Here is a 14,887-nt window from a genome sequence, read left to right on the forward strand (position 1 = left end):
AAAGAAAATTTAAATTAATGTCATTTAATTCAATTGTGGATCACTTATTAATCCCCCCCCTGAAGCTGACTATTTTATAATCTAAAACTTTAAATATCCTGTTTTATAACGCTCCAATCTATGTTCGGAGCACGCATACCATGAACTCCTTTATAAGCAGGACTCTTTGGCGACTGCCAATTTTCTAGGGCTACAGGATCTAAACGATAAATATCAACTTCCAATGGATGGCATGTTGATAAAGGGTCTATACCGTCTCGTCCTAAGAAATCCACAGATAGATCTCCGCCCGGACAGCAAGACATCGCACACAACAAATCGATCTCCGCAAAAAATTCGAGATAATCTCCTTTTTGGGCAGGACACGGCTTCATAAAATACTGATCATCTTCGTTTAAACCAGTACATTGAAAGACGTTCAACACATCATGTACATCAAACTCTGTTAATCCATGAGGAAGTACTGCACGAACCAAATTAGAATGACAGTGAAAATCAAAGTCTTCCCCAGTTAATAGGTAGTTGATATAAGGATCACAACGCGTACCGAGTAAGTCATGTACTCGCCCGCCATCTTCATCCTTACCATAATCTTCTAGTGTGTCTTCTATAATAGTTGCCATTGGGCGTAAGAAAGGTAGTGTCGACCATAGTCTGTCATGTGTACTTACATGTGCACGCTGTAGTTGGCGAGTTCTGGAAGCCCACATCCGCTCCCTTGGATCATGTAGATTCCACATATTAAAGTCACCAACCTGCGGCCCATCTGAAACGCGGATACGAAATACATGCCCCGCTGGCACTTTCCAAGCTTGACCAAATCGCATTGGAACCTTGATAGTTTCGACCAAAGTTCGCTTCGCCTGACCTTCTTTTAAAGAATCGTAAAACACTTTATCAACAGCCAATTTTGAGCCTTCACCTGACCTGTACGCTGCTTCTACATTCGCCATATTGTCTCTCCAAATTAAGTTTCTATTTGACTTAGACTAGAGAAAGCGGAAACTCAAAAAAATGGACATTTATTTTAAGTACATGACAAATATTCAAGAGTGAGTTATGAGCCTCCCCTACACAGCATTACACACTTTTCATTTAGCGGTTCGCTTCGGTAGCCTAAAACAAACGGCAGATTATCTGAGCTTGACCGAATCTGCCGTTAGCCATCAAATCAAACGCCTTGAAGCGCAGCTAGGTTACGCCCTCTTTTATAAATCCGGCCGACAATTAAAAGTCACACCAGAAGGCATAAAACTCTCAACAGAATTAGCTCAGCCCTTCGATCATATTGACAAAGTACTATTGACGAAAAAGCAAAACACGCACACCATTACTCTATATTGCCTACCTTCACTTCTCGAATCTTGGTTATTACCAAGATTACTCGCATTCAAAAAAGCTAATCCTAATTACGATTTAGCAATTCGATATTACTCCTCCGCACCTGACTATCTAGATGAATACAGTTTGCGCATTGGCAGCCATGAAAACTCTGACTCCACCCCCCATTCACTCACACCAATTTTTTCGGGTGAAACGCTACCAGTCTGCAGCCCGATATATTTAAGCCAGCATCCAAATCTCCTATCTCTTAATGGGTTATTAAAAGCAGATCTCTTACATGATCACTCAGATGCTAGCTGGCAAGATTGGTTCTCCCTGCAAAGCAAGCAACTGATTCAACCAGCAAAAGTGATTTACGAAGATTTTCACTTACTCAAAATGGCTACGCTGGCGGCACAAGGAGTGGCCTTGTGTCCTGAAACACTCATCCAGCAAGATCTGTTAAAGGGGACATTAGTCTCACTTTCTCATCAGAAGGGTAATATTGGCCGTTATTATGCTATCGAACAGAATCGTTACGCTCATGCCAATACCCATTTACTTATTGAGCACTTGCTCAAATCATAGACACAAAAAAAACCCTTTAGCTTTTCAGCTAAAGGGTTTCATCAGTACTAATTTATCGAATTAGCCTAACCATTTACGTGCGTTCTGGAACAAACGCAACCATGGTGCTTGCTCTTGCCATTCGCTTGGATGCCAGCTGTGCTGAACCGTACGATAGACACGCTCTGGGTGAGGCATCATAATAGTCACTCGACCATCTTCAGATGTTAAACCCGTTACACCTTGCGCAGAACCATTCGGGTTAAATGGATAACGTTCGGTTGCTTGACCGTAGTTATCAACATAACGCAACGAAATCTGATTCGCAGAAGCCAGTGTCGCCATATCTTGGTCATCACGGTATTCAGTTAGACCTTCACCATGAGCAACCACGATAGGCATACGAGAACCTTCCATACCAGCAAGCAAGATAGAGTTCGATTTTTGAACTTCTACTTGTACAAGACGAGCTTCAAACTGAGAAGATTGGTTACGAACAAATTTCGGCCAATGTCCCGCTCCAGGTATTAATTCGTATAAATTCGACAACATCTGACAACCATTACACACGCCAAGCGTGAAAGTATCAGGACGAGTGAAGAAGGCTTCGAATTGCTCACGAGCTACTGGGTTGAAAAGGATAGACTTCGCCCAACCTTCACCAGCACCCAATACATCACCGTATGAGAAACCGCCACAAGCTACCAAACCACTAAACTGATCCAGCGTCGTACGACCAGACAAGATATCACTCATGTGAACATCCACTGGAATGAAGCCAGCTTTATGGAAAGCAGCTGCCATTTCAACTTGACCGTTTACGCCTTGCTCGCGCAAAACAGCAATCTTAGGCTTAACACCAGAGTCAATAAATGCAGCAACAATGTTTTCATTTTGATCGAAACGAACGTCAGCAGATAAACCTGGGTCTTTCGCATCCAACAGACTATCAAATTCTTGCTGTGCTGAATCAGGATTATCACGCAATGATTGAATACGGTAACTGGTTTCAGACCAAACACGCTGCCAATTAATACGAGATTCTTCAAGCACAGTTTCACCTGCGAAACGAACACAAATGTTATCGTCACCAGACAAAGTAGCAATAGAAGCAACAGCGACACCTACTTTTGCATAAGCAGCAATAATAGCAGCAACATCTGATTCATTAACTTGAATCACTGCACCCAACTCTTCGCTGAATAACACAGGCGCCACTTGAGCACGATTAGAAACAACTTCATCAAGGTCGATATTCAGACCCAAATGACTCGCGAATGACATTTCAACCAAAGTTGCAAACGCACCACCGTCAGAACGATCATGGTAGGCCAACAATTTGCCTTCAGCATTAAGTGCTTGGGTTGTATCGAAGAAACCAGCCAATGTAGCCGCATCATCCACATCTGGCGCTTGTTGACCCAGTTTGTTGTAAACCTGAGCAATAACAGAACCGCCTAGACGATTTTTACCAGCACCCAAATCAATCAATAACAAACGCGTATCGGCTTTGTTTTGTAACTCTGGTGTTAATGTCTTACGAACATCTGTCACTGGTGCAAACGCTGAGATAACCAAAGAAAGCGGAGATATCACGGCTTTTTCTTTGCCATCTTCTTTCCATACGGTCTTCATCGACATAGAGTCTTTACCAACTGGAATGGCAATATCCAATGCTGGACACAATTCCATACCTACTGCTTTTACAGTTTGGTAAAGCTTTTCATCTTCGCCTTCGTGACCTGCAGCGGCCATCCAGTTTGCAGACAACTTAATACTACTACGCTTAGTAATGTGAGCTGCAGCCAAGTTAGTTAACGCTTCACCAACGGCCATACGACCAGATGCAGGTGCATCTAACAGCGCAATTGGCGTACGCTCACCCATTGTCATAGCTTCACCTGTGTAGCCTTCTAAAGAGGACGTTGTTACCGCCACGTCTGCTACAGGCACTTGCCATGGACCAACCATTTGATCACGAGCAACCATACCCGTGATTGAACGGTCACCAATGGTGATCAAGAAGTTTTTGCTCGCTACCGTTGGCAAACTCAATACGCGATTTGCAGCCTCAGCAAGGTCCACGTCAACAGCAGTAAAATCATCACCAGCAATAACCGCTTTTGTTGCTTCACGGTGCATTTTAGGTGGCTTGCCAAATAAAACAGACATTGGCAAATCAACTGGATTGTTATCAAAATGTTCATCAGCAACTTGCAGATGCATTTCTTCTTTCGCCTCACCAACGATGGCAAAAGGACAACGCTCACGCTCACAAATCGCGGTAAATTCTTCAACTCGATCTGGAGAAACCGCCATAACATAACGCTCTTGCGATTCGTTACACCAGATTTCTAGTGGAGACATGCCAGGTTCGTCGTTTAGGACCTTACGCAGATCAAAATTACCACCGCGCTCGCCGTCTTTTACCAATTCAGGCAAAGCGTTAGACAAACCACCAGCGCCCACATCGTGGATAAAGCTGATTGGGTTTTTGTCGCCAAGCTGCCAGCAACGGTCGATCACTTCCTGACAACGACGCTCCATTTCTGGGTTGCCACGCTGTACAGAAGCAAAATCAAGATCTTCATTGCCATCGGCAGAAGCCATGGAGGATGCCGCACCGCCACCAAGACCGATCAACATTGCAGGGCCACCAAGTACGATTAACTTAGCGCCAACTTTGATCTCTTGTTTTTCAACGTGTTCACGACGAATGTTACCGATACCGCCCGCCAACATAATTGGTTTATGGTAACCACGCACTTCTTCTTGAGAGGCACCTTGAATTTTTTGTTCGTAAGTACGGAAGTAACCCAATAGGTTTGGACGACCAAACTCATTGTTAAATGCCGCACCACCAATAGGACCTTCGATCATAATATCCAAAGGCGTTACGATACGAGACGGTTTGCCGTAATAGCTTTCCCATGGCTGTTCAAAACCTGGGATTTTAAGATCAGATACTGTGTAACCACTCAAACCAGCTTTTGGTTTGGAGCCAATACCAGTCGCGCCTTCGTCACGAATCTCACCACCAGACCCCGTCGCCGCACCTGAGAAAGGCGCAATGGCAGTTGGGTGGTTATGGGTTTCTACCTTCATCAAGATATCGATGTGCTCATGACTAAAGCCGTATTCACGAGTCTCAGCTGATGGGAAGAAACGACCACCAAAGTGACCTTCCATCACAGCAGCGTTGTCTTTATAAGCAGACAAGGTGCCATGAGGATTATGTTCGTGAGTGTTCTTGATCATTTTAAACAAAGAGCGCTCTTGCTCTTCGCCATCAATTGTCCAAGACGCATTAAAAATTTTGTGACGACAATGCTCTGAGTTTGCTTGTGCAAACATCATTAGCTCTACATCGATTGGATTACGACCCAACTCAATGAAAGACTCGACAAGATAATCAATTTCGTCATCCGCAAGAGCAAGACCTAGCGTTTGGTTTGCCTCAACCAACGCGGCACGGCCGCCACCTAACACATCAACACTTGTCATTGGTGCCGGTTCTGCATGAGAAAACATGTCAGTAGCGTCACTCAATGCCGGAAGTACGCTTTCTGTCATGCGGTCATGCAACATAGCAGACAACAAATCTAGCTCTTCAAGCGCCAATGGCGCCGAGCTATGAATAAAGTATTCCACGCCACGTTCAACGCGGGATACGGCCGCAAGGCCACAGTTATGAAGGATATCGGTTGCTTTCGATGACCAAGGTGAAATAGTTCCTAAACGAGGAACCACTAAAACACTTTGATCAGATGAACTGACTTGGGAGGATTTAGGACCGTAGGCCAAAGCGCGTTGTAGAACAGTTTCCTGTTCAGCAGTAAGCGTTTTATTATCAGCCAGCTCCACAAAATGGAGAAATTGAGCATCAACATCTGTGACAGATGGGATAGATGCTTGCATATTGGCTAATAACTTTGCCTTGCGAAACGCTGATAGCGCTGCGGAACCATGCAGAGTTAGCATGTTGAGTATTGCCTCACTTGGTAGTTTTGGGGAAATGGTGCGGGTATTTTAAATCAATGAGGCAAATAGAGGCCAGCAGAGTATGAAATTTCTACACAAAATGATGGAATTAATTGCCTAAGTAGCCTTTTTTGCCTGTTCCTTGAGCTTCTTTTTTTGTTCACGGCGATATTGAAAGAACTGGGTAAGCTGAAGAGAAGCCATTTCAGCCAATACGCCAGACTCAACTTTCACTTTGTGATTAAGAAATGGCGCTTCAAAAAAATGCCCCTGACTGTCCACAATACCGCTTTTGGGTTCCGTCGCAGCATAAACCACTCTATCAATACGTGCATGAACCATAGCGCCCGCGCACATAGAACAAGGCTCTAATGTGACATATAAAGTCGCACCAGGCAGCCGATAGTTATTAATGGTTTTACAGGCCATACGAATCGCCTGAATTTCAGCGTGAGCGGTAGGATCACAAAGCGAAATCGGTGCATTATAGCCTTCACCGATAATTTCATCATTGAGTACGACAATAGCGCCAACCGGAATTTCATTTTCTGATGCCGCTTTTGCAGCCAGTGCTATCGCACGCTCCATCCATTCTTGATCTGTCATTATTGATCTACCTCAAGGCTGCTATGCTTTATCTAAGACATAATCGCCTTTTATACATAATTGCCTTTCATACCTGATCCGCTCTACACTGAGCATTAACGCTGAAATAGATATAGGGAGACTTCTTCATGCGCACTGTAGCTGATTTGATGATTACTAACTTAATTACACTGAGAGAAAACGATTCTTTAGCGAAAGCCAAAGCATTGATGCAAGAAAAAAATATTAGAAACATCCCCATCGTAAACGACGAAGGGGAATGTGTTGGCATGCTAACGCAGCGTGAATACTTACGTCATGCCTTTCACCTAGTTAGCCAATTTGGCACCCAGCAAATATCTAAGAAAGAACAACAAACGCCAATTGCAAACGCCATGAACAAGGACATACTAACAGTAAGCCCTGACACAGATTTAGACATGGCTGCCGAGTTCTTTATTGAGAATAAATATGGCTGCCTACCAGTAACTCAAGACAACAAACTCGTTGGCATCATTACACCAGTCGATTTCGTCAAACTTGCGCACAAGATGCTAACTGAATCTAAATAAATTAAGCACTTTCAAGCTGTTGATTAGAACCAGAGGATGCAACTTGCGCCTCTTTTTCTAAACGCACTTCCATCGCTTGCAAGCCAAAATCCGTAGTAGATAACACAAAACTAACCGACTGGCCTTTTCTTAAGCTTTTATGACCATCACAAGCAATCGACTTGTAATGAACGAACACATCGCTGTCTTCTTCTCTCTTAATAAAACCCACGCCTTTAGCGTCGTTAAACCACTTAACTTTCCCAGTTAATCTTTCCATCTCTATCTCGCCTCTTTTTTATTTTTATTAAGTAAGCGCAAGGTCAGAAGCCAAAATAGACTTCCAACCTTATGTTTTTACAACGCGAATTTACAAAGATCCAATACTGATCTTTTGCTCTTCCAACTTAGTTACCGCAAGTTGCAAGTCATCACACTTAGCTCGTTCTTTCTCAACCACTTCAATAGGCGCTTTCGCCACAAAGCTGTCATTAGAAAGTTTTCCTTGAATGCGTTGCAATTCTTTTGACGCTTTATCAATTTCTTTTTGCAAACGCGCAAGCTCAGCCTCTTTATCAATCAAGCCAGCCATTGGCACTAGCACTTCCATATCACCAACTAACGCAGTCGCTGACATTGGCGCTTCATCACCCGCATTCAACCAAGTGACAGACTCTAATTTAGCCAGTGTTTGTAAGAAGGTTAAGTTCGCATCTAAACGTGCTTTATCTTGCTCAGAACCATTACGGAACAAAATAGTAAGCGGCTTAGAAGGAGAAATATTCATTTCACCACGGATATTACGAATGCCTTCGATAACACCTTTTAGCCATTCAACATCAGCTTCTGCTTGTTCGTCTTTTTTTGCCTCATTAGCCGTTGGGTATTCACCCAACATAACCGTCTCGCCTTCAACACCTGCAAGCGGCGCAACACGTTGCCAAATTTCTTCGGTCAAGAATGGCATCATTGGGTGAGCAAGACGTAGGAAAGCTTCCAATACTCGAACCAAAGTACGACGCGTGCCAGTCAATTGCGCTGCAGTGGCATTTTCATCCCAAAGTACAGGCTTAGACAATTCCAAATACCAATCACAGTATTCGTGCCACATAAATTCGTACAATGCCTGAGAAGCCAAATCGAAACGATGCGTATCGAAAGCGCGGTTTACGGCATCTTCTGCATGCTGCAAGCGAGAAATAATCCACTTATCAGCAAGAGACAACTCAACCTCTGAGCCATTCTGTCCACAATCTTGATCTTCTGTATTCATCAAGACATAACGCGTAGCGTTCCAAATCTTGTTACAGAAGTTACGGTAACCTTCAAGACGATTAAGATCGAACTTAATGTCTCGGCCGCCAGACGCCAATGAACAAAGCGTAAAACGCAGTGCATCAGTACCGTAGGCTTGAATACCTTCTGGGTAGGTTTCACGAGTATTCTTTTCGACTTTTTCAGCCAAGCGTGGCTGCATCATGCCGTAAGTACGTTTTGCAACCAAAGATTCGATATCAATACCATTGATTAAATCCAATGGATCGATAACGTTGCCTTTGGATTTCGACATTTTATCGCCGCGTTCATCGCGAATAAGGCCAGTGATATAAACCGTTTTGAAAGGTACTTTGTCAGTAAATTTCAAGGTCATCATGATCATTCTGGCAACCCAGAAGAAAATAATATCAAAGCCGGTTACCAACACGTCCGATTCACTAAACTCAGCAAAATCTTGCGTTTCTTCTGGCCAGCCTTGTGTTGCAAAGGTCCAAAGTGCAGAAGAGAACCAAGTATCTAGTACGTCTTCGTCTTGAGTTAATTCAACATCAGCCGCTAGGCTGTATTTGGCACGAACTTCCTCTTCACTCTTACCAACGTAGTGTTTGCCATCCGCATCGTACCAAGCTGGGATCTGATGTCCCCACCACAGCTGACGAGAGATACACCAATCCTGAAGATCACGCATCCAAGCAAAGTAAGTGTTTTCCCATTGCTTAGGCACAAACTGAATATCGCCATTTTCAACTGCTTCGATCGCAGGCTTTGCCAATGACTCAACAGCGACATACCACTGCTGTGTTAGGTAAGGTTCAATAACCGTATTACCACGTTCACCGCGTGGTACTTTTAATTTGTGATCAACGACTTTCTCAAGCAAGCCAAGCGCATCAAAATCAGCAACAACGGCTTTACGTGCATCAAAACGATCCATACCGCGATATTTTTCAGGCGCTACATCATTAATGGCCGCATCGTCGGTCAAAATATTGATCAATGGCATGTCGTGGCGTTTGCCTACTTCATAGTCATTGAAGTCATGGGCTGGTGTAATTTTCACACAACCCGTACCAAATTCTTTATCTACATATTCGTCAGCAACGATTGGAATACGACGACCAACCAATGGCAATTCAACAAACTTGCCAACAAGGTCTGTAAAACGCTCGTCATCTGGCGCTACAGCAACAGCAGCGTCACCAAACATGGTTTCTGGACGCGTCGTTGCGACAACAATGTAATCTTTGCCATCTGTTGTTTTCACGCCATCAGCAAGTGGGTAACGGAAGTACCACATGAAGCCATTTTCTTCTTCAGAAACTACTTCAAGATCAGAAATTGCCGTATGCAATACTGGATCCCAGTTTACAAGGCGCTGACCACGGTAAATGATGCCTTCGTCAAACAGACGCACAAACACTTCTTGAACCGCAGCAGACATGCCTGGGTCCATAGTGAAACGTTCTTTATCCCACGCAACAGAATCGCCTAAGACACGCATCTGGTCAGAAATAGTGCCGCCAGACTGACCTTTCCATTCCCAAACTTTTTCAAGGAACTTTTCACGACCAAGATCATGACGAGTAATATTTTGAGCCGCTAATTGGCGTTCAACCACCATTTGAGTCGCGATACCCGCATGGTCACAACCCGGCTGCCATAAAGTACGACTGCCTTTCATACGCTCACGGCGAATCATGGCGTCCATCAAGGTATGCTGAAACGCATGCCCCATGTGCAAACTACCAGTGACGTTTGGAGGTGGAATCATGATAGAGAATGGAGAACCGTTGCCCTGAGGGGAAAAGTATCCGCCCTCTTCCCAACGTTTATAAATAGGCTGTTCAATACTCTGAGGTTGGTAGGTCTTTTCCATTATGATGTCTTAAGGCTCTTATGTAGCGATCAATTGTAAGTTGAGGAATTATAACGTGTCATAACAAGATAAAGAATAACACGTGGGTAATTAAGCCGTCTGCAAACACATTAGACAGCTATTAATTTGTATTACTCTTTTTGAGTTGTACCGGCTGCATGCAATGCCTGCATCACTTCCGACACCAACTCTGGTAAACGTTTTTCAAGTACATCTGCAATAGTTTTAGCAATCAACTCTTGCGATAAAGCCGATTCAGCAACCACTTCGTTCAGCGTAACGACTTCATCTAGTGACGGATTTGACGATTCATCTTTAAAATCATTCTGATAGGCTTCCTGCGAAACACTGCCATCAAGTATATCTTGCGGCTTAGCATCCTGCTCTTTATGCTCACTAAAAGACTGTTCTAAATGCGCTTCTTGGCTAGAGGAAAGTGACTCTCTCTCAGCGACAATATCCATCAAAATAGGAATGTCATCTTGATTCCGCAGAGCAGACATCAAGGTTTCTTCATCTGGTTCAAGAACACCATCATCATAATGAGTGGCTAAATCTGACATAGGAAAAACCAATATTAAGAAAGCAAAATACAAGAGTTAAGCGACATTACATACTTAACCCATCATTTGAAGCCCTCAACTTTCGCATTGAAAAACACAAAAGTCCACCCTCTCCAAATGAAGATAATGAACACAACACAGAGCGAACAAAAATAACACCTTGATCGGACTAATCTTTCCCCTTAGAAGACTGCACAAAAAAAGCAGCAACCATTAATGATTACTGCTTTTATAAACGCTATGCGTTAGTAAGAAAACGAGTTAGTTACACTTTACCGAGCAAATAACGAGTCAACAAAGCAACTGGACGACCACTTGCTCCTTTACTTGCGCCACCAGCCCAAGCTGTACCAGCAATATCCAAATGCGCCCAAGGATAAGAACCAGTAAAGCGAGACAAGAAGCAAGCAGCTGTTACAGAACCCGCTTCTGGACCACCGATATTACCGATATCAGCAAAGTTGCTATCCAGCTGCTGCTGATACTCTTCATCAAGAGGCATTTGCCAAATTTTATCAGCTGATACTTGGCTTGCTGTTTTCAGTTCTGATGCTAGATCATCATTGTTCGCGTACATACCAGAGTTAACGCTACCCAAAGCAACCACACAAGCCCCCGTCAGAGTTGCAATATCAACAACCGATTTCGGCTTGAAGCGCTCAATGTAAGTCAAAGCATCACAAAGCACTAAACGACCTTCGGCATCGGTATTCAAGATTTCTACCGTTTGACCAGACATAGTCTTCACAATATCGCCAGGTTTAGTTGCACGACCACTTGGCATATTTTCGGCTGCAGCAATAACAGCTGTGAAATTAAGCTTTGGTTTTAGCTCACAAATCGCCTTCATTGTGCCAAAAACGCTAGCAGCACCACACATGTCGTATTTCATCTCATCCATTTTCGGACCAGGTTTCAAGGAAATACCGCCTGTATCAAAAGTAATACCTTTACCTAGGAGAACGTGAGGCGCTTCACCTTCTTCACCACCGCGGTAGTTCATAACGATTAAGTAGCTTGGCTGATCACTACCATGACCAACTGACAACAAGCAATGCATGCCTAGTTCATCCATTTTACTTTCGTCTAGTAACTCAACACCGATACTGTATTCTTCACCTAGCTGCTGCGCTTTAGATGCTAAGTAACTTGGCGTACACACGTTACCAGGAAGATTTCCTAGTTGACGAGCAAAGGCAGAACCTTTCGCCGTAGCCGTACCAATTGCTAAAGCCGCTTCATCTGTGCCCTCTAACAACAAAGATGTTACTTTTGTCGCTTTCTCAGCATCGTCTTTTTTGAAGCCAAGGAAGTTATAAAAACCTTCATTCAACCACTGAGCAACCAAAGCCAACACATCAGCCTGAGAACGGTTTTTCAATACTAAACCAGCACTTGCAACCGCAACCGAAGCGAATGGCAAACCTTTAATTTGAGCTGCTACGGCTGCAATGACTTTACGAGCTTGCATATCACTCAACTGAGCATCTTTACCAATACCGACTAATAATACTGCTTGAGCGAAGTCTTGCGACATACCAGGCAATAATAGCGTTTGCGCCACACTACCTTTAAATACACCAGTTTCACGCAATTGAGAGACTTGCCCATTGGCATTCTCATCAACCCAAGCGGTTGACTCTGAAAAGTCACCTTCACTTGGAACAAATGCAACAAGCAAATCTGCTTGCACTGTGGATAAGCGATCAAATAACGCCATATTCATGAAAAAACCCTCAATAAAATAACTTCAAGACATTTACACAAGGTCACCAGCTAAGCAAAGACAAGGCAAAAATACGATTTATTAGCCATAAATCGACACTTTAAGACCATTTTTAACGTTCTATATTACAAGTAGCGTTGTCGTGCAAAGGTCTCATTTTAAAAAAAACTGGATAATATACTTCTTACCACGAGATAATGGGGGCTTTAGATGTGTAATCAACTCTACGCTTAAAAAGCAGAATCCATCCAGAGGTGACTTTGAGACTATTCAGATACTTAGCGAAAGAAGTGCTGGTGTCAACAGCTGGCGTTACGCTAATTTTACTACTCGTCATTCTAAGCGGTCGATTTTCCTTTTATTTGGGCCGTATCGCCGACGGAAAAATGACCTTCGAGTTTCTATTCGTGATTCTAGGCTATCATGTTCCCAGTTTCGTCCAGATGATCTTGCCATTGGCTTTTTTCTTGGCGTTATTACTTTCTTTTGGGCGCCTTTATATAGAAAATGAAATGTCGGTACTTTTTTCCAGTGGCATCAGCAAAGTAAAACTTGCAGGTTATACTCTTGGTATCGCCTTTCTTGTCGGTTTAGTCAGTGCCTCCATTAATTTTTGGCTCGCGCCATACAGTGAGTACAAAGCAGCTGAAGCATCGCAAGCTCAAAACCAACTATCAGCTTTTGATTTTCTCATCCCCGGCCGCTTTGAAGGCAGCGGCCAACGTACAACCTACATCGATAGCTTCACTAAAGAAGGTTGGATGAATCAAATATTCCTTTCTGATGTAGTACGTAAAAAAGACACAAACATTCCAATACAAACATTCGCAGCCAATGCAGAACAAATCCGCATTAGCTCTGAAGGCAATCAAAACTACCTTGTGTTCAAAAACGGCACTCGCTACGAGGGCAAACCCGGCACAGCAAATTATCGCATCACACAGTTTGATACCTACGCAATACGCATGGAAAGCAAAGATGAAAGCATCATTGATGACCCTTACACCCAAAACACTCTCAGCTTAATTAACAGCGATAAACTCTTAGAAAAAGTTGAGCTCCAATGGCGTATTTCGTTGGTTCTCATTATTCCTATTCTTGCTATCATTGGCCTCTCACTAAGCCAAGTAAATCCAAGGCAAGGTCGCTTTTTCAAAATGCTACCCGCAATTCTTTTGATGATATTGTACATCGCTCTCCTCATTTGGGGGCGAACATCACTGGAAAAAGGCAAACTCCCCATCCAACTTGGCTTATGGTGGATACATGGCATATTCATACTCATCGCTGCCGTGCTTTTTGCACAGTACAATCAAGTATTTGAGCGTCGCAAGACCAGACAACCCAACGCAGCGGACTCAAGCGAGTAACCAATATGACTAAAATAGATAAATACATTGCTAGCAGCGTTTTATGGGCCTTTTTAATTGTCGCAGTGGTACTACTTGGATTGGATTTTGCGCTAACTTTTATAGAGCAAATCAAAAAAGTAAACGATAACTACACCATACAATCGTTATTACAGGTCATCCTATTTCGCCTACCAGGAAAACTAGCGGAATATATTCCAGTTGCCTCATTGATCGGCACTTTAATGGGACTAGGCACATTAGCTGCAACATCTGAGTTAACCGTGATGCGCGCCGCGGGGATGCCGATTTGGCGTATTGGCTTTGCGGCATGCCAACCAATATTGCTGGTCTCTCTACTAGGAATGGGGATTTCAGAATTTGTCGCCCCCATGGCCGAACAAAAAGCCAACTTGATCGAAAAATTCAAAGGCCAAGAAAGCGGAACCTTCTCACTAACGGGAGGCGTCTGGTTAAAAGCGGACAACAGTTTTGTCTACATTGATGCCGCAGACGATATGGGTAAGCTATATGGCATACAAATTTTCTCGCCTGATGGCCAGAAACTGAAAAACATAATAACAGCAAGTAGCGCACAACATACTGAAGGTTCCCAATGGCAATTAAATAACGTGACAGAAACAATCTTCGCATCCGATCATGTAGAGAAAAAAAGCATGGAACACGCGAACTGGAACGTTAGCATTACACCAGAGCACTTGTTTTTGGCATCACAAGAACCAGATGCTTTGTCTTTAAGTCAGCTTAAAAACTATCAAACTTACTTAAAGCAGCAAAAGCTCGATGGCGCTCAGTATGAATTGGAGTTTTGGATTACGGCATTGCGGCCAATCGCCTCGTTGGCACTAGTGCTAGTTGCACTATCGAGCGTCTTCGGACCACTTAGGTCCTCCACAATGGGTGGTCGAATATTCACAGGGGTCATAATAGGCCTGGCATTTCAAAATGCGCTCAACCTATTTGGTCGTATGAGTGTCGCCATTAACTTCCCACCAGTCATCGGTGTTAGCATTCCAATTGTTATCTGCTTACTAGCAGGCATCATATTAGTAAGGCGCAGAGGTTAG

11 protein-coding genes are annotated in these 14,887 nt (G+C 43.5%); 4 read left to right on the forward strand and 7 right to left on the reverse strand.

All coding sequences use genetic code 11. From position 1 onward, the window contains the following. Positions 1–89: 89 nt before the first annotated feature. The gene (locus tag CCS02_RS14615; RefSeq protein ID WP_072842301.1) at positions 90–953 is read right to left on the reverse strand and encodes an urea carboxylase-associated family protein; all 864 of its coding nucleotides are present in this window, start codon (positions 951–953) and stop codon (positions 90–92) included. Positions 954–1,059: 106 nt separating this feature from the next. Here CCS02_RS14615 and CCS02_RS14620 point away from each other — a divergent pair, with 106 nt between their 5' ends. Then, positions 1,060–1,911, forward strand: a complete 852-nt coding sequence (locus tag CCS02_RS14620; RefSeq protein ID WP_100636961.1) for a LysR family transcriptional regulator — start codon at positions 1,060–1,062, stop codon at positions 1,909–1,911. 60 nt (positions 1,912–1,971) lie between these two features. On the opposite strand, the gene purL is transcribed toward CCS02_RS14620, so the two are convergent. Further along, positions 1,972–5,871 carry a phosphoribosylformylglycinamidine synthase gene (gene purL, locus CCS02_RS14625; RefSeq protein WP_100636962.1) on the reverse strand — a complete coding sequence of 1,300 codons (3,900 nt, stop codon included), beginning with the start codon at positions 5,869–5,871 and terminating at the stop codon, positions 1,972–1,974. Positions 5,872–5,988: 117 nt separating this feature from the next. Further along, positions 5,989–6,477 carry a tRNA adenosine(34) deaminase TadA gene (gene tadA, locus CCS02_RS14630; RefSeq protein WP_100636963.1) on the reverse strand — a complete coding sequence of 163 codons (489 nt, stop codon included), beginning with the start codon at positions 6,475–6,477 and terminating at the stop codon, positions 5,989–5,991. Positions 6,478–6,605: 128 nt separating this feature from the next. On the opposite strand from tadA, the gene CCS02_RS14635 reads away from it, so the two are divergent. Then, positions 6,606–7,028, forward strand: coding sequence for a CBS domain-containing protein (locus tag CCS02_RS14635; protein ID WP_084122655.1), 423 nt, complete (start codon positions 6,606–6,608; stop codon positions 7,026–7,028). Between the two features lies 1 nt (position 7,029). Here the strand turns inward: CCS02_RS14635 and CCS02_RS14640 are convergent, their stop codons facing one another. From CCS02_RS14640 to CCS02_RS14655, 4 genes are all read right to left on the reverse strand, one after another. Then, positions 7,030–7,287 (reverse strand): cold-shock protein, encoded by a 258-nt coding sequence (locus CCS02_RS14640; RefSeq protein WP_100636964.1) that lies wholly within the window; start codon positions 7,285–7,287, stop codon positions 7,030–7,032. A gap of 90 nt (positions 7,288–7,377) precedes the next feature. Continuing rightward, complete coding sequence (locus tag CCS02_RS14645; protein WP_100636965.1) at positions 7,378–10,161, reverse strand: valine--tRNA ligase; 2,784 nt, start codon at positions 10,159–10,161, stop codon at positions 7,378–7,380. Positions 10,162–10,292: 131 nt separating this feature from the next. Beyond that, positions 10,293–10,724 (reverse strand): hypothetical protein, encoded by a 432-nt coding sequence (locus CCS02_RS14650; RefSeq protein WP_100636966.1) that lies wholly within the window; start codon positions 10,722–10,724, stop codon positions 10,293–10,295. Between the two features lie 265 nt (positions 10,725–10,989). Next, positions 10,990–12,450, reverse strand: a complete 1,461-nt coding sequence (locus tag CCS02_RS14655; RefSeq protein ID WP_100636967.1) for a leucyl aminopeptidase — start codon at positions 12,448–12,450, stop codon at positions 10,990–10,992. 254 nt (positions 12,451–12,704) lie between these two features. Here CCS02_RS14655 and lptF point away from each other — a divergent pair, with 254 nt between their 5' ends. Next, positions 12,705–13,820 (forward strand): LPS export ABC transporter permease LptF, encoded by a 1,116-nt coding sequence (gene lptF, locus CCS02_RS14660; RefSeq protein WP_084122657.1) that lies wholly within the window; start codon positions 12,705–12,707, stop codon positions 13,818–13,820. Positions 13,821–13,825: 5 nt separating this feature from the next. Further along, positions 13,826–14,887 (forward strand): LPS export ABC transporter permease LptG, encoded by a 1,062-nt coding sequence (gene lptG, locus CCS02_RS14665; protein ID WP_100636968.1) that lies wholly within the window; start codon positions 13,826–13,828, stop codon positions 14,885–14,887.

The organism is Marinomonas sp. ef1, from assembly GCF_002806845.1.
In the GTDB taxonomy this organism is placed as follows: Bacteria; Pseudomonadota; Gammaproteobacteria; order Pseudomonadales; family Marinomonadaceae; genus Marinomonas; species Marinomonas polaris.